Annotated in this window: 22 protein-coding genes and 2 pseudogenes; 23 read left to right on the top strand and 1 reads right to left on the bottom strand. The window is 41.4% G+C overall.

The window, feature by feature from the left end; translation table 11 throughout:
- The first annotated feature begins 1 nt into the window (after nucleotide 1).
- The 8 genes from glgX (at nucleotide 2) to rluF (ending at nucleotide 11969) form a co-directional block, all read left to right on the top strand.
- Nucleotides 2-2065, top strand: coding sequence for a glycogen debranching protein GlgX (gene glgX, locus N482_RS09075; RefSeq protein WP_063376733.1), 2064 nt, complete (start codon nucleotides 2-4; stop codon nucleotides 2063-2065).
- A complete protein-coding gene (locus N482_RS09080) occupies nucleotides 2046-4529 on the top strand; it encodes a glycogen/starch/alpha-glucan phosphorylase (protein WP_063376734.1) in 2484 nt (827 codons plus the stop codon). The genes glgX and N482_RS09080 overlap by 20 nt, the downstream gene beginning before the upstream one ends.
- A 30-nt stretch (nucleotides 4530-4559) precedes the next feature.
- Nucleotides 4560-5858 carry a glucose-1-phosphate adenylyltransferase gene (gene glgC, locus N482_RS09085; protein ID WP_063376735.1) on the top strand — a complete coding sequence of 433 codons (1299 nt, stop codon included), beginning with the start codon at nucleotides 4560-4562 and terminating at the stop codon, nucleotides 5856-5858.
- Nucleotides 5859-5867: 9 nt separating this feature from the next.
- The gene (locus N482_RS09090; RefSeq protein ID WP_063376736.1) at nucleotides 5868-7397 is read left to right on the top strand and encodes a glycogen synthase; all 1530 of its coding nucleotides are present in this window, start codon (nucleotides 5868-5870) and stop codon (nucleotides 7395-7397) included.
- Between the two features lie 152 nt (nucleotides 7398-7549).
- The gene (locus N482_RS09095; protein WP_063376737.1) at nucleotides 7550-8767 is read left to right on the top strand and encodes an EAL and HDOD domain-containing protein; all 1218 of its coding nucleotides are present in this window, start codon (nucleotides 7550-7552) and stop codon (nucleotides 8765-8767) included.
- Nucleotides 8767-9870, top strand: a complete 1104-nt coding sequence (locus N482_RS09100) for a DUF418 domain-containing protein (protein ID WP_063376738.1) — start codon at nucleotides 8767-8769, stop codon at nucleotides 9868-9870. Before N482_RS09095 ends, N482_RS09100 begins: the two co-directional genes overlap by 1 nt.
- Entirely contained in the window at nucleotides 9867-10970 is a 1104-nt protein-coding gene (locus tag N482_RS09105) for an ABC transporter substrate-binding protein (protein WP_063376739.1), read from the top strand. Before N482_RS09100 ends, N482_RS09105 begins: the two co-directional genes overlap by 4 nt.
- 105 nt (nucleotides 10971-11075) lie before the next feature.
- Nucleotides 11076-11969, top strand: coding sequence for a 23S rRNA pseudouridine(2604) synthase RluF (gene rluF / locus N482_RS09110; RefSeq protein ID WP_063376740.1), 894 nt, complete (start codon nucleotides 11076-11078; stop codon nucleotides 11967-11969).
- Between the two features lie 18 nt (nucleotides 11970-11987).
- Here rluF and N482_RS09115 read toward each other — a convergent pair.
- Nucleotides 11988-13343, bottom strand: a pseudogene (locus N482_RS09115) (efflux RND transporter permease subunit); the annotation flags it as partial.
- Nucleotides 13344-13405: 62 nt separating this feature from the next.
- Between N482_RS09115 and N482_RS09120 the strand changes: the two are divergent.
- From N482_RS09120 to N482_RS24275, 15 genes and pseudogenes are all read left to right on the top strand, one after another.
- Nucleotides 13406-13855, top strand: a complete 450-nt coding sequence (locus N482_RS09120) for a LysR substrate-binding domain-containing protein (protein WP_231100823.1) — start codon at nucleotides 13406-13408, stop codon at nucleotides 13853-13855.
- Complete coding sequence (locus N482_RS09125; RefSeq protein ID WP_063376742.1) at nucleotides 13839-14144, top strand: MGMT family protein; 306 nt, start codon at nucleotides 13839-13841, stop codon at nucleotides 14142-14144. The genes N482_RS09120 and N482_RS09125 overlap by 17 nt, the downstream gene beginning before the upstream one ends.
- 120 nt (nucleotides 14145-14264) lie before the next feature.
- A complete protein-coding gene (locus tag N482_RS09130) occupies nucleotides 14265-14840 on the top strand; it encodes an LON peptidase substrate-binding domain-containing protein (RefSeq protein WP_063376743.1) in 576 nt (191 codons plus the stop codon).
- Nucleotides 14841-14899: 59 nt separating this feature from the next.
- Nucleotides 14900-15523 (top strand): sigma-70 family RNA polymerase sigma factor, encoded by a 624-nt coding sequence (locus N482_RS09135; RefSeq protein WP_063376744.1) that lies wholly within the window; start codon nucleotides 14900-14902, stop codon nucleotides 15521-15523.
- Nucleotides 15516-16166 (top strand): ChrR family anti-sigma-E factor, encoded by a 651-nt coding sequence (locus N482_RS09140; protein ID WP_063376745.1) that lies wholly within the window; start codon nucleotides 15516-15518, stop codon nucleotides 16164-16166. The genes N482_RS09135 and N482_RS09140 overlap by 8 nt, the downstream gene beginning before the upstream one ends.
- Complete coding sequence (locus tag N482_RS09145; protein ID WP_063376746.1) at nucleotides 16166-17137, top strand: YbgA family protein; 972 nt, start codon at nucleotides 16166-16168, stop codon at nucleotides 17135-17137. Before N482_RS09140 ends, N482_RS09145 begins: the two co-directional genes overlap by 1 nt.
- A complete protein-coding gene (phrB, locus tag N482_RS09150) occupies nucleotides 17134-18516 on the top strand; it encodes a deoxyribodipyrimidine photo-lyase (RefSeq protein WP_063376747.1) in 1383 nt (460 codons plus the stop codon). Before N482_RS09145 ends, phrB begins: the two co-directional genes overlap by 4 nt.
- A gap of 3 nt (nucleotides 18517-18519) precedes the next feature.
- Nucleotides 18520-18945, top strand: a complete 426-nt coding sequence (locus N482_RS09155) for a nuclear transport factor 2 family protein (RefSeq protein WP_063376748.1) — start codon at nucleotides 18520-18522, stop codon at nucleotides 18943-18945.
- Nucleotides 18942-19664, top strand: coding sequence for an SDR family NAD(P)-dependent oxidoreductase (locus N482_RS09160; protein ID WP_063376749.1), 723 nt, complete (start codon nucleotides 18942-18944; stop codon nucleotides 19662-19664). The genes N482_RS09155 and N482_RS09160 overlap by 4 nt, the downstream gene beginning before the upstream one ends.
- Nucleotides 19661-20914, top strand: a complete 1254-nt coding sequence (locus tag N482_RS09165; protein WP_063376750.1) for an NAD(P)/FAD-dependent oxidoreductase — start codon at nucleotides 19661-19663, stop codon at nucleotides 20912-20914. Before N482_RS09160 ends, N482_RS09165 begins: the two co-directional genes overlap by 4 nt.
- A complete protein-coding gene (locus N482_RS09170) occupies nucleotides 20911-21636 on the top strand; it encodes a DUF1365 domain-containing protein (protein WP_081227853.1) in 726 nt (241 codons plus the stop codon). Before N482_RS09165 ends, N482_RS09170 begins: the two co-directional genes overlap by 4 nt.
- A 1-nt stretch (nucleotide 21637) precedes the next feature.
- Complete coding sequence (locus N482_RS09175) at nucleotides 21638-22900, top strand: SAM-dependent methyltransferase (protein WP_063376752.1); 1263 nt, start codon at nucleotides 21638-21640, stop codon at nucleotides 22898-22900.
- A complete protein-coding gene (locus tag N482_RS09180) occupies nucleotides 22872-23402 on the top strand; it encodes a DUF2878 domain-containing protein (RefSeq protein ID WP_063376753.1) in 531 nt (176 codons plus the stop codon). Before N482_RS09175 ends, N482_RS09180 begins: the two co-directional genes overlap by 29 nt.
- A 138-nt stretch (nucleotides 23403-23540) precedes the next feature.
- Nucleotides 23541-23816 (top strand): nucleoid-associated protein HU-beta, encoded by a 276-nt coding sequence (gene hupB / locus N482_RS09185; protein WP_063356261.1) that lies wholly within the window; start codon nucleotides 23541-23543, stop codon nucleotides 23814-23816.
- Nucleotides 23817-23978: 162 nt separating this feature from the next.
- Nucleotides 23979-24299, top strand: a pseudogene (locus N482_RS24275) (transposase domain-containing protein); the annotation flags it as partial.
- Nucleotides 24300-24320: the final 21 nt, after the last annotated feature.

Genomic DNA, 24320 nt, shown 5'->3' on the forward strand with positions numbered 1-24320 from the left:
CATGTTAAAGACTAAACTTGGATGTACTTATCCTCTTGGTAACTCTGTTCATGCTGAGGGCGTAAATTTTGCAGTTTATGCACCCAGCGCATCAGAGGTCACTTTATGCTTGTTTGCAGGACAGGTTGCATCAGAATTTGCACAGATAAAGATGAACAAGCGGGAAGGCGGACTATGGACCCTATTTGTTGAGGCTGCTCGGGAAGGAGCTCTTTATGGGTACCGTGTTGATGGGGACTATGATCTCGCTGAAGGTTTGTTTTTTAACAAAAACAAGCTTTTGCTTGATCCTTACTGTATGGACTTTCAAGGTGAGTTCACTTGGAGTGAAAGGCACTACTGCCATTTACCTGTGGGTGAATTTAACGTCAATGACAACGCCATCGATATGCCCAAAAGTCGAGTTTTTAGCCCCAAACCATATAAGGGAAATCGACCAAATACTTCGTGGCAGGACACTTTTATTTACGAATGCCACGTAAAAGGCGCGACACAAACTCTTGATACTATTGCTGCTAAAAAGCGCGGTACTTTTTTAGGTCTTTGCGAACAAAGTTTTATTACTCACTTACAGCAATTGGGCGTAACAGCCATCGAACTGCTCCCCGTTCAAGCGTTTATTAGTGAGCAATTCTTGACAACAAAAGGGCTTCAAAATTACTGGGGCTATAATACTTTGAGCTTTTTTGTCCCTCATAAAGCGTATTGTGTGGAGGGGAACATCACAGATTTTCAGCAAATGGTGGCGACGCTTCACGAACATAACATAGAAGTGATCATAGATGTGGTTTACAACCACACTGCTGAAAGTGGTATTGATGGTCCCATGCTGTCCATGAGAGGTTTGCATAATTGGGGCTATTATCGAATGCTGCAAGCTCCAGAATCAGTTTATATTAATGATACAGGATGTGGGAACACGATTAACATTGACGACCCTATAACCTTAAGGCTAGTGATTGATAGCTTAAGATACTGGGTGCAGTACATGGGAGTCGATGGGTTCAGGTTTGATCTCGCCACTATTCTAGGGCGAAGCAATGAAGGATTTAATGCTCAGCACGCTTTCTTCCAAGCCGTGTCACAAGATCCAGTATTGACACAAGTTAAGCTAATTGCAGAACCTTGGGACGTTGGACCCGGTGGCTATCAGCTCGGCGCTTTTCCATCACCTTGGCGTGAGTGGAATGACAAGTACAGAGATGTTGTGAGACGTTTCTGGAGAGGTGATAGCAGCACACTACCTGAGTTGGCTAAAAGAATACATGGTTCAAATGACTTGTTTGAGCACAACCTGCGCGGGCCTCTTAATTCGATTAATTTTCTTACTAGTCATGATGGTTTCAGCCTTTCAGATTGGGTGAGTTACGAGCATAAGCATAACGACCCGAATGGAGAAAGTAACTGCGATGGCCACAGTGAGAACTATTCATTTAATTGTGGTGTAGAAGGTCCTACTGATGACCCTGACGTTATCAGTAAGCGAAGAAAGCTACAAATTAACGCGTTGGTCACGTTATTCATGTCTAAAGGTGTGCCAATGATTTGCGCAGGAACGGAACTAAATCACTCCCAGAATGGCAACAATAACGCGTATTGTCAGGACAACGAAACTAGTTGGTTAGACTGGCAAAATATGAGTGAAACGCAAAATTTGATTAACCCAATCTCATCACTGATGAAAATTCGTAGCCAATTGAGTACTTTCAAGCACCCGTTTTTTGTGCATGCTGAAGACGTGAGGTTTGCTGTACTTTGGTACAACAAATGCGGACAAATTATGAGTGATATGGACTGGCATGATGAAGGCAACAAGACGTTAATTTATGTATTAGCCGATTACGTCGAGTCTAGTTCTGTATTAGTTATATTGCATGCAGATGCTATGGAAATTGAAATTCAGTTGCCAGATCCCCCTTTTTCTAGTTGCTGGGAAGCCGTTTATTCTTCCGAAGATAATTTTCAGGAAGGACAATTCCCCAACTCTTTTGCCCTAACCGGACAGAGTGCATGGATACTCTTGTCGCACAATGAGGAAACCACCAATGGCTCAGAAAAAGTCTAATGTGTGTGTCGTTAAACACTGGCAGGATGCGCCAAAGCTCAATGAAAGCGATTTAGCTGATGATTTAAATCGACATTTTTACTATACACTTGGACGCGACAAAGTGGGTGAATCGAAGCACTATTTGTTTCAAGCTTTAGCACTAACAATCAGAGATAGATTGGTCGCTAGGTGCCGAGCGACCACACAGTATTTGGACCAAGAGAAAACAAAAAAAGCGGCATATTTGTCGCTAGAATTTTTAATGGGGCGTGCATTAGGTAATGCCATTTTGAATTTAGACCTTGAGGAACAAATTGGAACCGCATTGAGTGAATATGGTACAACCTTGGAGGAACTGGAGTCAGCTGAACATGATGCCGGCCTTGGTAATGGAGGCCTTGGTAGACTTGCTGCGTGTTTTTTAGATAGCTGTGCATCACTGGCATTACCTGTTATCGGGTATGGAATACGCTACGAATATGGCATGTTTAACCAATCCATAGAGCATGGTGCGCAAATTGAACACCCTGATAAATGGCTACGTGAGGGGCATCCTTGGGAACTCAGTGCGCCCGAGCAAGCTAAAGTTGTAAAGTTTTTTGGTAACGTCGAGACACATACAGATAAGTTTGGACGTGCACATCATCACTGGACGAACACCCAAGATGTACTAGCAGTACCTTTTGATGTGCCCATTCCCGGTTATCGTAATGGGGTTGTTAACACATTACGATTATGGAAATCAGAAGCAACTGATGAGTTTAACTTGAAGGAGTTTAATGAGGGCAGTTATTCAGAGGCTGTTGCTAAAAAGAACTTAGCAGAGCAGATCACTATGGTGCTGTACCCCAACGATGCCAGTGAAAATGGGAAGGAATTAAGGCTTCGGCAACAATATTTCTTATCAAGTGCAAGTTTGCAAGACATATTGCACCAGTGGACTCAGCAGCATGGAACTGATTTCAATGACTTTTCGGATTACCATGTCTTTCAATTGAATGATACACACCCAAGTGTTGCAGTTGCTGAGTTGATGCGTTTGTTGGTCGATGAATATGAGTTGGAGTGGGATAAAGCATGGCAAATAACCACGACTACCATGGCTTATACCAATCACACGCTGCTTCCGGAAGCGCTAGAAAAATGGTCAGTTTCTTTATTTAGTCGACTTTTGCCCCGTGTCTTAGAGATTATTTATGAAATAAATGCACGGTTTTTGGCAGAAGTCGCACTCAGGTGGCCTGGAGACGTTGAAAAGCAACGGGAGCTTTCACTAATTGAAGAGGGTCCTGAGCCGCAAATTAGAATGGCTTATTTGGCGATTGTGGGCAGCTTTTCAGTAAATGGCGTTGCTGCATTGCATACTGAGTTGCTTAAATCGGGCTTGTTTAATAGCTTTTATAACTTGTGGCCAGGCAAGTTCAATAACAAGACAAACGGTGTAACACCAAGACGGTGGCTTGCGCATTGCAACCCAAAATTGGCGCAATTGATTTCAGAAAAAATTGGTGATGGATGGCAAGCTGACTTTTCGGAAATCCAACGGCTAAGACGATATTATGATAAAGCTTCGTTTCATCAAGAGTGGCAAGCAGTTAAGGCTAACAACAAGCAAAAACTTGCCCAATTAGTTGAGTCAAAATGTGGCGTAACGTTTGATACCGAAATGTTGTTTGATGTGCATGTGAAGAGGATCCATGAGTACAAGCGTCAACTGTTAAACATACTCCACGTTATTGCTCTGTACGATCAAATTAGACGTGGTGAAGTAGAAAATATCGTGCCGAGATGTGTTTTGTTTGGAGGCAAAGCCGCCCCAGGTTATTACATGGCAAAACTCATTATCAAGCTGATAAATAATGTTGCCAATGTGGTCAATAAAGACGAAGCCGCCAAGCCCTATTTGAGAGTTGCATTTCTACCGAACTACAATGTCACTGCAATGGAAACGATTTGTGCAGCGACAGATCTCTCACAGCAAATTTCAACAGCAGGGAAAGAAGCCAGCGGCACAGGTAATATGAAATTTATGATGAACGGTGCCGTCACAATTGGCACTCTTGATGGAGCCAACATCGAAATTCGAGAGCAAGTCGGTGATGACAACTTCTTCTTGTTTGGTGTGACAGCTGAACAGGCCAATCAGGTCCGGCAGAATTATAATCCGACTAAAATTATAGAGTCTTTTGCACCTCTAAAAAACACAATGAAACTGCTATCTAGTGGCCATTTCAATCTATTTGAACCCAACATTTTTAATGACATTATCGGGTCAATCCAAAGTCCTCATGACCCTTGGTTGGTTGCGCAAGATTTTGAAAGTTACTTTGATGCACAGCAGCGCGCTGCGCAGAGTTACACGAACAAAACATTGTGGAATCGCATGAGTATTTTAAATACAGCTGCGAGCGGGACATTCTCTAGTGACCGCACTATTTCGCAATACAGTGAAGATATTTGGCGATTGAAACCCATGCAGTAACCGCCTTGAACATTAATATGGAGATAAGAAATGCCGAGTTATGCAAACCGTTATATCAGTAACCTGACAAGAGACACGTATGCATTGATCCTTGCGGGTGGGCGTGGCAGTCGGTTGCACGAATTAACCGATTGGCGAGCAAAGCCAGCGGTCTACTTTGGTGGTAAACACAGAATTATAGATTTCCCGTTGTCCAATTGTATAAACTCGGGCATCCGACGAGTAGGGATTGCAACGCAATATAAATCACACTCTTTAATACGCCACGTAAACAGAGCATGGGGCCACTTTAAGAAAGAGCTAGGCGAATCTGTAGAGATTTTACCAGCATCTCAACGCTATGGAGATGAATGGTATTGCGGTACTGCGGATGCTGTTTTTCAAAACATGGACATTATTCGCCATGAATTACCAAAGTATGTGATGATTCTATCCGGTGACCATGTTTATAGAATGGATTACGGTGCGTTGATTGCGAAGCATGTGGAGACCGGAGCGGATATGACCGTCTGCTGTATCGAAGTAGACTGCGATGAAGCGGCAAATACCTTTGGTGTTATGACGGTAGATCAAGATAAACGAGTTCGAAGGTTTGATGAAAAACCGGCAGAACCATCATCTATGCCTGACAAGCCTGGAATTTGCCTTGCTTCTATGGGGAATTATGTATTTAACACTGAGTTTTTATTTGAGCAGTTAAAGCGAGATGCGCAACGTGAAGGTTCGGGTCGTGATTTTGGGCACGATATCATTCCTTCAATCATAGAAGAGCACAATGTATTCGCATTTCCATTTCGAGATCCAAGTCACCCTGGCCAACCGTATTGGCGGGATGTTGGGGCTATTGATTCATTTTGGGAAGCGAATATGGAGTTGGTGTCCGTAGAGCCGCAATTAGATCTTTACGACCCTTCTTGGCCTATTTGGACCTACCAAGAGCAATTGCCGCCGGCCAAGTTTATCTTTGATGATGAAAACAGAAGAGGTATGGCGGTTGATTCGACTGTATCTGGTGGATGCATTATTTCTGGATCAGTAGTTAGGAAGTCTTTGTTGTTCTCCAATGTTCATGTGCATTCGTATTGTGAAATCGAAGGTGCGGTTGTATTGCCAGGGGTTAAAATCAATCGTCACTGCAGAATTAAAAATGCAATAATTGATCGCAGTTGTGAGATCCCCACAGGTATGCGTATTGGCTATGATCCAGAGGAAGACCGTAGCAATGGCTTTAGAGTATCTAACAAAGGCATTGTCCTAGTAACCAGAGATATGCTGACCGCATTGCAGGACAGCCAAAAACCTAAAGAATCAAGTTTAGAAAGTGCCTAAGGGTAATATATGCATGTAGTTATGGTGGCAGCTGAAAATGACAGGCTGCCTAATTGCAAAGTGGGAGGCGTTGCGGATGTGATCCGCGACATCCCTTACGCTTTGGCAGAAAACAATATTCAGACCTCGGTGATTGTGCCTGATTATGGTCAAACAAAAATGCGGCGTCAGTTTGTCGCTGATATCGCTGTACCGTTTAAACAGCATTTAGAAACCGCTGTATTGTGGCGCGTTGAACAGGATAATGGCGTCAGACAATATGTGATTTCACACTCTTTATTTTCCGAGCATGGTGGTGACATCTACTGTAATGATGGTGGTCGACCTTTTTATACGGATGCTAATAAATTTGCGTTTTTCAGTGCTGCTGTATGTGAGGTTATTGAACATGCTTTAATTGATGATATCGATGTGCTTCATTTGCACGATTGGCATGCTGCATGTGTTGCTGTGTTGAAGCAATTTAGTCCTAGGTTTGAAAGGTTGAAAAAACTAAAAACTGTTTTCACAGTTCATAACCTAGCTCTGCAAGGCATTCGACCATTTAATGGTGATGACTCTAGTTTGGAAGCTTGGTTTCCAACGCTGAGTTATGATGGCCAGCAGATCTGTGACCATTATTACCCTCATTGTTTTAATCCAATGAGGGCGGCGATAAATTTAGCAGATAAAGTGCATTTGGTATCTCCAAATTACTGCAATGAAGTACAGCAGGGTAGTGATCATCAAGTCGGCTTTTTTGGTGGAGAAGGCTTAGAGCATGATATGCAGTTGGCCGCTAAAAGCGGTAAACTCGTCGGTGTTTTAAACGGGTGCAAGTATGATTATGAAGTTCCTGAAGCCAGTTGGAAAATGATGCTAGAAAGTGCCGAGTCCAATATATTTAGATGGATGGCAAAGCACGCAGAATTACAAAGTTCTCACTACATAGCGCATCAGAGAGTTCTTAAGTGGATTAAATCACCGTGCGAAGGGCCTTTAGTTACGAGCGTTGGTAGGCTAACGGATCAAAAAGCGCTGCTATTAAAGCAGTCAATGGAAGGTGGCCTAGTGCTTGATATGCTGGCAAGTATCCTAACTGATTTTAATGGGAGAATGATTCTCCTCGGTTCAGGTGATGCGGAGTTGGAATATCTATTCTCTCAAGTTATGGCGCGAAATGATAACGTGCTATACCTAAAAGGGTACGGAGAGAGCATTGGAGATATGCTTTATCAACTAGGCGATTTGTTTTTGATGCCCAGCTCTTTTGAGCCTTGTGGCATTAGTCAAATGCTTGCCATGCGCTCGGGGCAGCCTTGTTTGGTAAACAATGTAGGTGGGCTGGCTGATACCGTTGAAGACAACGTGTCAGGGTTTGTCTTTTCGGGCGACAGCATCAATGAGCAATCAAATAACTTAGTAGGTCGATTTAGGCAAGCTTTGGCGTTGTTTGAAAGCGACGCAGATGGCTATCGGAAAATTTCAGAAAATGCGGCAGAAAAAAGGTTCACATGGGAACAAAGCGCTATACTATACAAGCAAAATTTATATGAGTAGTTAGGGCTAGCTCATCCTAGCAATACAAAACTAGTACTTTAATGTTTTAGTTTGATTTTATTTATCAGAAATTCGGGTTAAAATTATTAAATATAATTAAAAATCATAGAACAAAAGTACTGTTATTGAACAGTAAAGCTAGGAGCGATGATTTGAAAGTGTTTGTGGCTCGCCAAGCCATTTTTAATCGCAAAAAGCATGTGGTAGCTTATGAGCTGTTGTTTCGTGACGGAACGAAAAACAGCTTTCCCAATATCGCTGAAAATGCTGCTACAGCTAGGTTGATTATGGACAATCAACTTAATTTAGGGACAAGGTATTTAACATCAGGAAAGAAAGCACTAATCAATATCGGTGAGGAGTCTTTAAATCAAGAGTTAGCGCAATTCCTCCCAACGGACGACGTGATACTTGAACTATTAGAGACAATACCTCCAACTACTGAGAATTATGAAAAGGTCAGGCAGCTATTTCACAATAATTTCAGACTAGCGCTCGATGATTTCAATTACTCCGAAGAGTGGGAGCCATTTCTAAAGCTTGCTAGACTGGTTAAATTTGATTTAATTCAAAGCCCACTAAAAGAAATTGCCCCCTTGGTGAGCGAGCTTAAAAAGCGCAAAAACTTACAATTACTTGCTGAAAAAGTAGAAACAGAAGAGGAGTTTCTATTAGCGAAAGAGATGGGGTTTAACTTTTTCCAAGGTTACTTTTTTGCTAAGCCGACTATGATCGCGCAAAATGACATAGAAATTAATTATGCTGTGGTCATGCTTATATACTCCGAAGCACTCAAACCCAACATGAATATTCCCCGCATCGCCGAGCTCTTTGCGCAAGATACTGCACTGGCCTATAAGCTTTTGAGACTCATCAATTCTGGGGTCTTTCCAATTAAAAATCGTATAGAGTCTTTAAAGCAAGCGCTTGTGTATCTGGGTCACGAGCGCATAATCAAATTTGTAAACTTGATTATGACAGCGCATGTTGCGGAGCAAAAACCAACTGAACTGACTCGTTTAAGTATCGTGCGCTCTAGGTTTTGCGAATTAATCAGTAAACAAATCGCGCCTTCTTTTGCAAGTATGAGTTTTCTAACAGGCTTGTTTTCTCTTCTTGATGCCATACTGGATAAGCCTATGGAAGTTGTTGTTGAGAGATTACCGTTTCCAGACGTCTTACACGATGCTTTGTTAGGGGAGCCAAACACGTTGTTTTATATTCTCAACATTGTTAGGGCTTATGAGAGCGGAAGTTGGTGGGCGATGCAAGAGGCATGTACCATGTTGAATATGTCAGATGAGAGTTTACCCGAATTTCATGCTCAGGCTGTAAATTGGGCTGACATGTATCGTGAACATGTTTATTGATGCGTAGAATTGCGCTGGTCGATGCCTTGCGAGGATTTGCTTTGCTAGGGTTGCCATTAACGAACTTAGTCTACATGGCAGATTTTAATAATGGGTATGCTGCACAGAGCGGGAACGCAATCGACTCGTTTTTAACTGCATTTATTGACGTAGTAGCACAAGGCAGATTTCGGACCTTATTTAGTATACTTTTTGGGGTCTCGATGTGCCTGTATCTTGAAAAACACGGCTCTTCAATTTTTGTCCGTAAAGCGCAAACAAGGCTGTATGCGCTTGGGGTGATAGGCTTGATACACGGTTTCTTAATATGGCCAGGGGACATTCTGGTCAATTATGCGTTGTCAGGCCTGCTATTGATTTATGTGATAAATACGGACTCAAAAACACTTTTTAAGTTATCCATCAGTGCCATCACTTTGCCAATTTTACTACTAGTTTACTTGGCGATGGCATTTCCTGAGCCCCGTGTTGAAGACAGCATATCCACCTTTGGGAATGAAAACTCGCCGATGATGTTGTTTTCCTTTTTACGACAGAATGCAGAAAATTACCTTAATATGCTGGCGTTGCTGCCTTTTCTTACTCTTTGGTATACTTTTGGTTTAATGCTCATTGGTGTTCTCATACATAGAGCACAGTGGTTTCAAGGTAACGCTTTACCAAACTTTTTGTCTGTGTTCGTTTTGATCCCGCTGGCTGTGATCGGCTCGGTCTTTACACGATGGTTCCTTTTTCACGAAAATCGGATCGTATTTGAGGTGCTTAACTGGCTGTTTGCCATTCCATTTTGTGTCGCTGTTGTGAGCCTCGCAACTCAATTTTCGGCCATCATTGAACGTTATAGCAGACTTTTAGCGGCATTAGGTCAATACTCTTTGTCTCTATACCTATTGCAATCCATCATTGGTGTTGTGATACTTCAGTTCACTTTGCAAAATTCGCAATTATATTTTCATCAAATTCACTTTTTAACACTATTTGGTGTGCTCACTGTTCTACAATTAACCTTTGTGTGGTTTTTTTCTCGTTGCGAAGTGATAGGGCCTGCTGAAAAGCTATTAATGAATTTACAGGTATGGTTTCAAAAGAGAGTAGTTAAATGACCTTTTTAAAAGTATTGCTATTATTTATCTTTCTTGCTTTTTCGTCTGTAAGTTTTGCAAAATCGAGTTTCTCCGTGCTGTTTGTTAATCCTTCTTTAGCAGGAGAACCCTTTTGGGGCAAGGTGCAGCAAATTACTGAAGAAGCATGTAAACAATTAGGTGTCAATATCGATGTAATCTATGGTGATGGAAATCGCCATATTCAAATAGCAGAGCTAAAAAAATATCTGGACTATAGGGCAAGTCCTGATTATGTAATTTTAATGCTGTACCCCGGTGGCGCAGAGCAAACTTTAACGATGTTAAACAATTATGGAATAAAGTTTATTACTCTCGAGCAAACTATTACTGGAATGGAGAAAGATGAGATTGGTATTCCCAAACAGCGCTTTGAACATTGGTTAGGAGAAGTATATTTTGATAATTACCAAGCGGGGTTTGATTTAGCTAAAGCCTTGCACGAAAGTGTTATGTTCAGTGGCCATAAAGGCACAGTAAATGGGTTAGCGATTAACGGTCACTATGGAAGCGAGTCGGATAAGCGAAACCAAGGTGCAGCGGACTATTTTAAAAATGCAGATATTAAGCTTCAACAAACAGTTCACGCCAGTTGGTCAAAAGAACAAGCGTATACGAAAACCAAACGTTTATTTAAGCGCTACCCTGATACTCAGCTGATATGGAGTGCCTCTGATTTAATGGCGATGGGTGCTCAGACAGCGGTTCGACAACTTAAAAAAGGCGAAGGGCAAGTTGCGATTGGCGGGTTTGATTGGTTATCAGATAGCTTGTCGTTGATTAAAAAAGGGCGGTTAAGTGCTTCTGTAGGCGGACACTTCATGATGGGCGGGTGGGCACTCGTTTCTATATTCGACTTTCATCATGGTAACTCGTACTGGTTGCAAAATAGCCAAATTACTTTTGAATTGTCCGCAATCACTCGAGACAATATCGATGAATATATTTGGATTTCGAACAATCCGGACTGGTCAAAAATCGATTATAAAGGTTTTAGTATTCTAGATAAAAGCGTAAAGGGTTATTACTTTTCTCCAAAATATCTGAGACAAAACAATCAGGATGCTGTGGTCGTCGAATAGCATTAACACATTTATTGGTTCTAAAAGGTAATCGAGCCCATTTATTAGATTCAATTTAAGCTTAATTAGATATACAATTACGCTTTTTATGACATTGGGATTGGCGTGGATACACCTAAGCGATTAAATAAGTACATCAGTGAAACAGGCTTTTGTAGCCGAAGGGAAGCAGATACTTTCATAAGTGAAGGAAGGGTTTCAGTTAACGGTCAGGTAGCTGAAATGGGTCTAAAAGTGACAGGCAGTGATGAAGTTCTCATTGATAATAAGCCACTGAAAACCAAGCCTAAACGAGTTTACATCGCTTATAACAAGCCGGTAGGTGTGACCTGCACAACTGAGCGAAAAATCAAAAGTAATATCGTCAGTGCCATTAATTATCCAGAACGTATTTTCCCAATTGGTCGGTTAGATAGACCCTCAGAAGGCCTGATATTTCTTACTAATGAGGGAGATATCGTAAATAAAATCCTGCGAGCTGGTAATAATCATGAAAAAGAATATGTTGTTACAGTGGATAAACCGATTGATGATAACTTCATAAAGGGCATGCGCTCGGGGGTGCCAATACTTGGTACTGTGACTAAAAAGTGTTTTGTTAAGAAAAACGGACCCAAAAAGTTTACTATCGTACTTACGCAAGGTCTCAATAGACAGATTAGAAGGATGTGTGAGTACTTTGGCTATGAAGTCGATACGCTTAAACGTGTACGCATTATGAATGTTAACTTGAACGGCTTACGTCCCGGTCAGTGGCGACATTTAAGTGACAACGAAATGGCGGAGATCAATGCCTCTATTGAAGGTTCTTCAAAAACGGAAGAAGCGTCACTCGATGACAAAAAGCGTGCGCAACCCAACAACAATGCACATAAAAAACGCGATGAAGTGAAGCCACATAAGGGCAAATCACTAAAATCTAATCAATTTAAAAAGCCAAGTAAGGTTTCACAAAGGCTAAAGGGCACTTTGTCATTGGATAATAAAAATGGCCGCTAAGCGGCCATTTTTTTATCCTTATGCGTGTTTGGGCGCCTTAATCTTAAATGCCAAACAGTAAACCACAGGAATAACGATTAACGTTAAAATTGTGGCGAAGCCTAATCCAAACATAATTGTGACTGCCATTGATTTAAAGAATACGTCAAAGAGTAGTGGGATCATGCCCAGAATTGTTGTGATTGCGGCCATAGAAACTGGACGTACACGACTTACGCCCGAGTCAAAAACAGCTTGGTAAGGGTCTTTACCACTATCTACCTCTAAATTAATCTGATCCATCAATACGATGCCGTTTTTGATGAGCATACCTGAGAGGCTTAGTAACCCAAGTAGTGCCATGAAGCTAAATGGTGCTTGGAACACTACGAGTCCTGCGGTAACGCCAATGATTGCTAGTGGCACTGTACTCCAGATCACCAAAGGCTTGCGCACAGAGTTGAACAGTAATACGGTGATCATAAACATGCTGAGGTATCCAATTGGCAATGAACCAAAAATAGCCTTTTGTGCATCTGTAGAAGATTCATACTCGCCACCCCATTCCATCGTATAACCCTGTGGGAGTTCGATTGCTTCAATATTAGCTTTAACACGTGCGAATAATTTTGCGGGTGTTTCATTACCAATGACATCATGATCAGCCATCACTGTAATCGTGCGCTTTCTATCGCGACGCATTATTAAGCTGTCTTCCCATACGACCTCAAAGCTGTCAACGATTTGGCTTGCAGGCACATACACATTTAAAACTGGGCTAAAGACTTGTAAATCTTGTAAGTTCTCAACACTATATCGTTCAGCCTCTGGGGAACGCGCTACGATGGGAAGCATTTTAGTGCCATCGCGATATAAACCAACAGTTTTACCTGACACACTGGTCAACAATAACTGATCAAGGTCAGTTTTACTGATCCCTAATCGGCGCGCTTTTTGTTCATTAAAGACAGGTTGGAGTACCTTACTTCTTTCTCTCCAGTCATCGCGAATACTATGAGCACCGTCGTCTTTGGTTAAGATAGATTTGGCTTCCTGAGCTAGCTGCCTTAGGACAACTGGATCTGGGCCTGAAAATCTTGCTTCGATTTTCGCATCAGTTGATGGGCCAATTTCCATTCTCTTTATCTTAAGCTGACCATCGAGTTCATTTTGCGCTGCGAATTCTCTTATCTTGGATATGATGGTTATCACGTCTTCGCGGTTTTCAACTCGGATTATCATTTGGCCATATGCATCGTACTGCTTTTCTGGTCCATAGGTGAGCATGAATCTAGGCGCACCCTGACCAATGGTTGTTGTCACTTCTTTTACAATGTCGTACTGCTTTAAAAATCTCTCAAGCTTTTCAACATTGTCTGATGTGCTTCTGATATCATGTTGCGCTGGAAAGGGTAAATCATGGACTCTCAGATATCGGGATCGGGCCATGGTTTAACTTGTTCCATGCCACAGGAGATTTGGAGTCTATTGCCATTGGCGAGGTCAAATTAGGTCTTGTCGCAAAAGCTGGCCTAATGCCAAAGGAGCTTACATTTGAAGAACTAAATCAATACCCATGCCTTGCTATGAAAGAGAGTGGATTCGAATTTGACAGTGACCGCTTAGAGTATTCAAAGAGTATGAGTGTTATGAAGTTAGATGACATTTCGGCTATCAAAATGTTTGTTTTGCAAGGGCTAGGCTTTGCAATGATGGCTCTCAATCATTGTGAAAAAGAGTTGAATGAAGGGGGGCTTGAACAAATCCGAGTTTTAGATAGGCAAGACCAATTTAATATTGATATACATGCATTTAGACGAAAATTACCACATTATGGCTCAGTAGCAAACTATTTGTGGGGTGGCTTCAATCAGTTAGGAGAGCAGTACAATGGAAGAAGAATTTAAGCAAAGAGTGTATACGCTCATAGGGGCTATTCCTTGCGGGAATGTCGCAACATATGGGCAAATAGCAAAGCTATCTGGTTCGCCCAGACATGCTAGAGCGGTTGGTTACTTGCTAAAAAATTTACCCAAAAACAGTTCACTTCCTTGGTACCGGGTCATAAATGGGCAAGGGAAGATTTCGTTTCCAGAAGGATCGGAAAAGTTTTCAGAGCAACAAACACATCTGGCATCTGAGGGCGTAAAAATCGCTGCTGGTAAAGTTTCGTTAAAGAAATTCCAATGGAAATAGGGGGTAATATCTTTATACATCGTTTTGGCGCGGATGCGACTTTGTGATTGTTTTAAAAAATTGATCGGTTTTCATTTAGGGGGCGTACATAGAATTAATCTTAAATTTTACTAAATCAATATGAAACGAGCACTTTTTCCCTTACCTGTTTTTTTGCTGCCTCAAGGTTACACCCGGTTAAGGATATTCGAACCCAGATATTTACACATGGTAAAAGGTGCTATGAAGGAAGGGCACGGGTTTGTGATGTGCCATACAGATAAAACCAGAGAGTGTGACGTTTCTGAACAGGGCGTCTATGTAGAAATCGTCGACTTCTCACAGGATAAAAATGGCCAACTTTTGATTGATGTGTACGCGAAGCACCGAGTTTTGATTAGTAATGCCTATAGCGATGAAATGAATTTGCGTCATGGCGATTGTCAGATTGTACAAGAGCCGTTGTGGACATTAGGCGGTGAAGAGGAATTAACCTTTCATGAACGGCTCGCTGATTTATTAAGAGATTTATTCGTTGTGAACGCTGATCTTAATGATTTATATAAAAAGAAAAACTACGCCAACCCCTTGTGGGTCGCTGCGAGATGGTTAGAGCTTCTGCCTCTTACGCTAAAACAAAAGACTGAAATACAGAGCTGCCGAAGTTATGTTGGCGTGGCAAATGTATTAGCAGAAATTTTTGATGATCAAGAGTGATCGAAATGTGATATGTCTCCGTATAGTCTATTATATTACTGGCTGAGAGCGTTGAAATTATGGTTAGTTTGGAGCAGTCTATAGATTGCCGTATACAAAAAGGTAAAAACGTAGGGATGCAAGAAACCCCTTCAGAGCAGTTGACTCAAGCATTAATAAACGTCGCCACACATGCCGACAAAAAAGCGTACGCATATTTGTTTTCATACTTTGCCCCCAAAATAAAAAGATTTGGTATTAAGCAGTACGGGTCAGAGGCTATGGCGATGGAACTTGTTCAGGACACTATGACGTCTGTTTGGCGAAAGGCAAAGCTGTATCGTCCAGAGAAAGGGGCTGCAACGACGTGGGTGTACACGATTATGCGTAATGCGTCGTTTGACGCGCTTCGTAAAATCAAGAGCAACAGAGAAGATAATTTAAGTGAAGAGATTTGGCCACTATTCCACGATGAGCAAGTGTGTGAGAGAAGTTTTAAGGATCATTTACAGTCAAATCAGTTAAAAGAAAAGATAAAGAGCTTACCAGCACCACAGAGGGATGTTGTTGTTGGTGTCTATTTTGAAGATATGACACAAGAGCAACTCGCTCAACATTTGGACATTCCTGTAGGTACCGTCAAATCACGCTTACGTTTGGCATTAAAGAAGTTGAAAGTGGAGTTGGGAGAGCAGCATGATTAAATATCACCCATCAAAACAGCTGATGCAAAAACACATTATGGGAGAGCTGCCAGCCGGTCTTAGCGTCGCAATTGCTGCTCACATTGAATTGTGTGATACATGTAGCAAAGAGTTCGAATTACTTGAGGCGCAGCAAGCTAGTGTGACTTTTGAAGAGCCTTGTGAAGAAAACGACAGTTTCGAATTGGATTTTATGATTGATGACATTACTCAGCTGTCTATGTTCGACCAAGTAGTTTCGCATGAACCTGATATATTCGAATACGAAGACAAACGTGTTCAACTTCCTCGCGCAATCGCAGCTTTAAAGTTGGGGAGTTTTATGAACGCAGGGAAAGTTTCTAGGGCACGATTTGAATTGGATGAAGGCCCATTGCGAAGCAGCTTGCTTCACATTAAACCTGGTGGAGAAATTCCTGAACATACGCATACCGGTTTCGAGCTAACATTGTTACTCGACGGTACGTTTGAAGACGAAAGTGGGCAATACGTTCCCGGCGACTTTATCATGTTAGATGGACGACATAATCATAGCCCAAGAACAAAAGATGGCTGCTTGTGCTTTACGTTGGTGGATAATGCGTTACATTTCAATAAAGGCTTAAGCAAATTACTCAACCCTATTGGAAAGTTGATTTACTAATGACAAACACAGAAAAGCATTTTGAAACCGCGATTCAAATTGGACTTAGTGCATGTCTAGGTGGTGATCGCGTGCGTTTTGACAAAGGTCACAAGCGCTCTAACTTTTGTATGGACGAATTTGTCAACCACGTTGAATACGTGAAGTTTTGTCCCGAGGTGGCGATTGGCATGCCGATACCGCGAAATACTATTCGACAGGTTAGGTATGGAGATGTTATCAAAGTGTGTAGACCTGATGGGTCCGGAGATGTGGGCGCAAAATTAACAGAGTATGGCGAGCGAGTTGCTAAAACTAAGGTTAAGGCGTTGTCAGGATTTGTATTTTGCGCTAAAAGCCCAAGCTGCGGAATGGAGCGCGTCAAAGTATATAACGATACTGGAACTGGCGCGTCGGCAGAAGGCGTTGGCGCGTTTGCAGAGCAAATAATGAAGCATAATCCGCTACTTCCATGCGAAGAAAATGGGCGGCTTAACGATGTCCATTTGCGAGAAAACTTTGTTATGCGAGTGTATGTATTTAAATCTTGGCAGGAGTTAATTGAGCAACCGGTTAATAAAAAAGTACTTACTGACTTTCACGCAAAACACAAATATCTGCTCATGAGTCATAACTACAGCGCTTATAGAACACTTGGTCGTTTGCTGGCAGAAGGCGAGCCGAAAGAGTGTGATGTATTAGCACAGGATTATATTTCTGGCCTGATGGAGGCGCTGAAAAAGCCAGCCAGTAGAAAAGGTCAAGCGAACACACTTGCGCATCTTCAGGGTTATTTTAAGAATGATATCTCTCAGGTCGAAAAGGCTGAGATGGTCGAGGCGATTGACGAGTATCGTAAGGGCTTGGTCCCATTAAATGTGCCATTAACGTTACTTAAGCATCATTTGAGGGTTCATCCTAAAGCGTATCTTCAACAACAAGTGTATTTCGACCCTTACCCAAGTGATTTAAAACTAAGGTTCTCAATTTGAACAAGACGATATTTTGGTTTAGGCGTGATTTACGGCTTCACGGTAATGAAGCGCTTATTCAAGCAATTAATAACGGCGCCAGAGAGGCGCTGTTTTTTATTTGTGAAAAACAGTGGCAAAAACATAACGCAAGCGACATTCAGCTGGATTTTCTCAAGCGACGGGTAGCGTACTTAGGTGAAGAACTTGCGCAGCTTGGTTTAAAGCTTACAGTACTTGACGGTGATAATTTTGACGTTTTGCCAAATAAACTCAAGCAGTATGCGGAACAAAATAATATATCTACCATCTATGCAAATAGAGAGTATGAAATAAACGAGCTCGACAGAGACAAAGCGTGTAGCGAGTTGGGCGTAGAACTTCGTTTATACGATGGAGATGTGTTATCACCACCTGGCAGTATTGTTACTAAAGGAGGTGAGATGTTTAAAGTGTTCACTCCTTTCAAAAAGGCGTGGCTATCGTTAAATAGTGAACGAATGTTTCCAGTGGGACGCAAATTGGAACCTATTGGAACAGCTATTGGTTGGGTGGCCCCTGAAGCGCTGGCGTCCAATGGTGCGTCCGATAAGTGGCCGATTGAAGATCATGTTATTGAAAAAGTAATCTCGCAGTTCATTTTTGAAAAAGTTCATAAATACGACGCACAACGTGATATACCCAGTATAAAAGGGACATCTGGATTAAGCCCATATTTAGCGCTTGGTATCGTTGCGGTCACTGAATTAATAGGCCGAATCCAGTACGAGACACCAGATGTTTTAATCCGCACTAAGTCAGCAGAATTCTCTTACGTGAATGAATTAATATGGAGAGAGTTTTATAGGCATTTAATGTTTGTTTACCCAAAACTCTGTAAAGGGTACAATTTCAACGAGAAATACAACTCTGTTGCATGGTTAAATCAAGAAAGTCAGTTTAACGCATGGTGTGAAGGAAAAACTGGATACCCTATTGTCGATGCAGCAATGCGGCAATTAAATCAAACTGGATGGATGCACAATCGGCTGAGAATGATTGTAGCCAGCTTTTTGACTAAGCACCTATTGATCGATTGGAGATGGGGTGAGTCTTATTTCATGAGTAAGTTAATAGATGGAGACTTGGCATCAAATAATGGCGGATGGCAATGGGCTGCAAGCACAGGTTGTGACGCTCAGCCTTACTTTAGAATATTTAATCCAATTACACAAAGCGAAAAATTTGATCCTGATGGCACTTTTATCCGTAAATACGTACATGAATTAGAGTCAGTGCCAGCTAAACATATTCACTTTCCGCACGATTTTCTCAGCGCGTTTGGTGATAAAAAGTATTCGGCACCTATTGTTGAGCACAAGGCTGCAAGGGAAAGAGCGCTTGCCGCATTTAAGGTATAAAGAATGGAACAGCACCTTATCAATTTTGTTGATATATACAACAAGCTATCAGATAAAAATCTCAATCTACTTAAAAATATATATGATGAGGAAATTGTATTTACGGATCCTCTTCATGAGGTAGAAGGCTTAGAGGCTTTGACAAAGTACTTTGAAAATATGTACGCAAACGTCAATTCCATCTCGTTCGATATTAAAGAGCATTTCGTTTTAAATAACATGGGGTTTCTTTACTGGGATATGAAGTTTTCCCACAGTAGATTAAATGGTAAAAAAACAATCACCGTAGCAGGGCACAGTAAGCTGACTTTTAAAGGTTCGAAAGTGGTTAACCATTTTGATTATTTTGATGTTGGAGCGCTGTTGTATCGCAATATTCCCTTGTTAGGTAACGTTATCAAAACAATAGAAAAGAGAGCAACTTCATGACTGATTCTGGGCTAAAAAGCGTGCTTATTACAGGCGCAACATCGGGAATTGGTGAAGGTCTAGTTAAACGTTACTCGAGGTCACATAACGTTGTTGCATGTGGCCGTAATGAAGAGAAACTCAAGAAACTTGAAGTGCGAAATGTTCAAACATTGAAGTTTGATATGACTGAAAAAGCTCAAGTTGCAAGCGCGTTTAATGACATTGAACAAGTAGATATCGTGATACTTAATGCTGGTGTGTGTGAATACATCGACGACGCTCAACGTTTTGACTCCGAATTGTTTGAAAGAGTCATACATGCCAATGTCATTGCAACTGGATATTGTATTGAGGCTTTGCTCCCGAAGATAAAGCCTAGTGGCCAATTAGTTATAGTCAGTTCTAGCGCGAGCTTTTTGCCGCTGCCCCGAGCGCAAGCTTATGGAGCATCCAAGGCGGCATTAAGCTATTTAACGCGTGTTATGCAAGTCGAATTAGAAGGTATTGATGTGACTTTGGTTCACCCGGGGTTTGTAGAGACTCCGCTGACTGATAAAAATGACTTCCCGATGCCGTTTTTAGTCACTGTAGAAAAAGCATGTGAAGAAATATATGAAGGGGTTGAGCGCCGCAAAAAAGAAATACAATTTCCAAAGCGCTTCACTCTGTTACTTAAGTTATTCTCATTACTCCCTTTCCGTTTATGGCTGCCCCTAGCAAAAAGGATAAAACGTTGAAAAAAATAGCAATCATTGGCTCCGGTATTTCTGGAATGACAGCAGCTTATTTACTGAATAAAAAGCATGAAATTACTCTTTTCGAGAAGGATAGTAGGCTTGGGGGTCACACCGCTACGATTGACGTTGAGACGTCAGAAGGCAATATTGCTATTGATACTGGCTTTATCGTTTTTAATGATAGAACTTACCCTCTTTTTGAAAAGTTACTCGACGAAATAAACGTTGGTCGCAACCCAACGCAAATGAGTTTTAGTGTAAAAACTGCGGAACGTGACTTTGAGTACAACGGTCATACGTTTGCATCGTTGTTTGCGCAAAAACGCAATATTTTTTCGTTCAAATTTTGGCGTTTTTTGTATAATATCGTCAAGTTTAACCGCATCGCAAAAGAGCTTTATCACAGCGGTGACTACTCTGATCACAAGAATCTAGGTGAGTTTTTAGATGCTCACGGTTTTGACGACTTTTTCAAAAGCCACTATATCTTACCGATGGGCGCTGCGATTTGGTCAACCAGCTTAAAAGGGATGTTGGATTTTGAAATCCAATTTTTTATTCGATTTTTTTACAATCATGGATTGTTAGACGTTGCCGGTAGACCTCAATGGTACGTTATTCCAGGTGGTTCAAAACAATATATTGCACCCTTAACACAATCCTATAAAAACAAAATCAGACTGAATGCCAATATAAAAAGTGTTACACGAGACAACGAAGGTGTTGAGGTTATTTTTGAAGATGGCTCAGTTGAGGGGTTTGACGAGGTGGTATTTGCTTGTCATTCAGATCAAGCATTAGCGCTATTAGCTGATGCGACCGATCTAGAGCGGGAGGTACTTGGTGCAATTGAGTACACGCCAAATAGCGTCGTGCTGCATACCGATACCAACTTATTACCAAAAAGAATAGCCGCCTGGGCAAGCTGGAATTACTTACTTGATGAAGGGCAAGCCAGACCTGCTACGGTGACTTACCAAATGAACATTCTGCAAAATTTAGAGTGTAATCAGCAGTTTTGTGTGACTTTAAATAATGACGAGCAAATTGCACCTGACAAAATTATCCAAAAGTTTGAATATTTTCATCCTGTCTTTAACACTCGGAGTATTTCGGCTCAAAAGCGCAAAAACGAAGTAGACGGCGTAAATAAAACCTATTTTTGTGGTGCATATTGGTTTAATGGATTTCATGAAGATGGAGTAAGAAGTGCGGTCGATGTAGCCAAAAAGCTGGGGGTAGAATTTTGAGAAGCGCCATCTATGTGGGGGATGTGAGGCATAGGCGTTACTCTGTATCATCTCATCACTTTAAGTACCCCATGTATATGATGTGTATCGACCTAGATGAACTTCAGTATCTAGATGATATACACCCTATGTTTGGGACCAAAGGTCGAAAAATTTTGAAATTTTGCCAACAGGATTACTTAGATGGCGAGAGTAATGATTTAAAGCAGCGTGCGCTGGACAAAAGTAGAGAGCTTGGCGTTGATGCGTCTAATAGCCAAGTTTATTTAATGGGGCAAGGTCGATGTTTAGGATATTATTTTAGCCCAGTTAATTTTTATTTCTTTTCCAAAGACGCTGATACCTACACACATATGATTGCCGAAGTAAGCAATACGCCTTGGAATGAGCGACATTATTATCTGGTTCCGCTCGGAAAGAAAGTGAACTTTAAGAAGACCTTCCACGTATCACCTTTCATGAATTTAGATATGGAATATCATTGGCATATAAAAGCGCCAGCGCAACATGCCTTTGTTCATATTGAAAACAAAAACCAACGCGAACTTCTTTTTGACGCGACTTTGAGGTTACAGAGAGTGCCACTTGAACGGCAGGCGATTACCTCACTGTTAAAACGTTTCCCAGCGATGACCTTTACAATATTAAAAGGTATCTACTGGCAGGCTTTGAAGCTGTTCATGAAAAAAGTTCCTTTTATTAGTCACCCCGGAAGTTTGTAAGATGGAAAAAACGACACAACCCTATAGTGATATAAGCGACAGCTGGACCAGTAAAGCCTGTAAAAAACTTGTATTGACAGCGCTTGATCAGATCACATGGGGGCATATTAAACTTATTGACAGCTCACAAGAATACAGTTTTGGCGTGCAAAGCTGTGACCAATCAGTAACCATTAATGTGCTCTCTCAGCAAATGTATTCTAAATTTGCGCTTGGAGGAAGTGTGGGCGCAGGAGAGTCCTATATATTAGGGTTCTGGGAGTGTTCAGACCTAACCAAACTGATAGAAATATTTGTTGTCAATCAAGATGTTTTAGATAAGTTCGAAAAGAAGTTTGCACTATTATCCGGCTTGATGAACAAAGTTACGCATTTTAAAAACCGCAATACTAAAGCTGGATCGAAGAAAAACATTGTGGCTCATTACGACTTAGGTAACGATCTCTACGGTGCTTTTTTAAGCGATGAGATGCTCTACTCCAGCGCTGTTTATCCTACTCATGATGCATCACTAGAAGATGCGCAAATTCATAAGCTTAAGCAGATTTGCGAGCAAGTTGACCTACAAGCCGAAGATCATGTTATCGAGATTGGCACTGGGTGGGGAGCATTCGCAATTTATGCGGCGCAAAATTATGGCTGCAAGGTTACGACGACAACGATTTCCGAAGAGCAATATGCTTTTGTAAAAGAAAAAATTGATACACTCGGGCTGCAAAGCCAAATCACTTTATTAAAAGATGATTATAGAGAGTTAACAGGTCGATTTGATAAACTTGTCTCGATTGAGATGATTGAGGCTGTGGGGCATGATTATCTTAGCGGCTTCTTTGAAAAGTGCAGCACTTTGTTAAAGCCCAATGGCGTGATGTTAATACAAGCAATTACAATTGCCTGTCAGAGATACCAGCACTATTTGAAAAACTCTGACTTTATTCAGCAATATATATTCCCAGGCGGGTGTCTTCCTTCGGTGACAGAAATGAGTAAGCAAATTTGTAATAACACGGATATGGTAGTGCACTCCATTAAAGATATCGGTTTACACTACGCGAAAACCTTATACGACTGGCGGGTACGTTTTAACAGGGCATGGCCATCCATTAACAATCAAAAGTTCGACCAGCGCTTTTATAGGCTGTGGGAGTTTTATTTATGCTACTGCGAAGGTGGGTTTAAACAAAGAGCAACCAGTGCGGTACATTTAGTCGCTAGAAAGCCAAGGCATTTGAACAATGATGAAACGGTATTCTGTAATTATTAACTTTATAGTGTTTCAAGTCGCTTGGTTCGCGGTTTTTTTCCTCAACCACCAAGCTGTACCGGTATTGCTGCTCGTGATAGGCATCATGGCTATGATGAGCCCAGACAGAAAAAGTGACTGCATGTTTGTTGTATGTGGGCTGGGTGTTGGTTTGATGATAGAGCTTATTGCAGCTGGGACGAATGTGATTAAATATGTAGGTGGCCCCATACCTGTATGGCTTGTTTTACTGTGGTGTACGCTACTTTTTAGTTTCAGAGAGTCAATGGGTAAATTGTTTACTTTACCACTCAAGATCCGTGTTCCACTTGTATGGTTGGGAGCCCCTGGAAGTTATTATGCGGGGCAACAAGCAGACCTTTTGATTACCGCAAACCCCACATTATTCTTCTGGCTAGTATACGGAGGTATTTGGTATTGTGGATTTGAATCATTAAGGTGGCTTAACAGTCATCCAAAATTAAAGCGAAAAATAGGTACGGATGGGGTTTTAGGTACCTGATTTAGCTAAATCCGTGCAATATAAGGACAAACAGAGCGAAATAATTGGCGTATACGTGAATTTGCACTTGCACAAAGGGCAAAAATGGATAAACATAGAATTCGCTCCGGCAGAAAATAAAAATATAGGAATTTTATAATGAACAAAGCTCAACTAGTTGAAAAGATAGCGAACGACGCTGATATCTCTAAAACGGCAGCTGGCCGTGCATTAGATGCTTTAACTAGTGCTGTAACTGAAGCTCTAAAAGAAGGTGATTCAGTAGCACTAGTTGGTTTTGGTACTTTCTCTGTAAAAGAGCGTGCTGCTCGTACTGGTCGTAACCCGCAAACAGGTGATGAGATCCAAATCCCTGCAGCAAATATCCCAACATTTAAAGCGGGTAAAGGTCTTAAAGATCAAGTAAACCTTTAATAGGGTATTACACAGACTTCACAGAAAATCGAGATGTCTACTAATAACGAAAAGAGATCTTGATGCTCTAATGCCTATCAGTGTAGGCATTAATTGTTCGAACAATCGAACGATATTTTGAGTATGTAAGAATCCGATAAACATAGTTTATCGGATTTTTTTATGCTCGTATCTCAGGCCTTAGATGTTATGAATAGTTGGAAACCTAATCAGGTAGAAACGCTTGCTGATTTACTCCCTTTAGAATTCATTGAAGAAGCTTACTCTCCCGATACTGTCACGCTTAGAAAGCGAAAGTTGACGTTGGAGTCTATTGCTTGGCTGTTGATAGGCATGGCAATCTACAGATGAAAACAACCAATCGTTCATGAAGCCAAAGAGTAAGGGTTAGAAACGCAGTACCCCCAAGTTCGAATGGTTTGCCAAATGGAATTAATCGCTCATCTCATTACATGGAGTGCGTTTGACTCATATGCTGTAAATTGCGTAATAACATGATGCCGA

It is taken from the genome of Pseudoalteromonas luteoviolacea NCIMB 1942 (assembly GCF_001625595.1).
GTDB classification, from domain to species: Bacteria; Pseudomonadota; Gammaproteobacteria; order Enterobacterales; family Alteromonadaceae; genus Pseudoalteromonas; species Pseudoalteromonas luteoviolacea_A.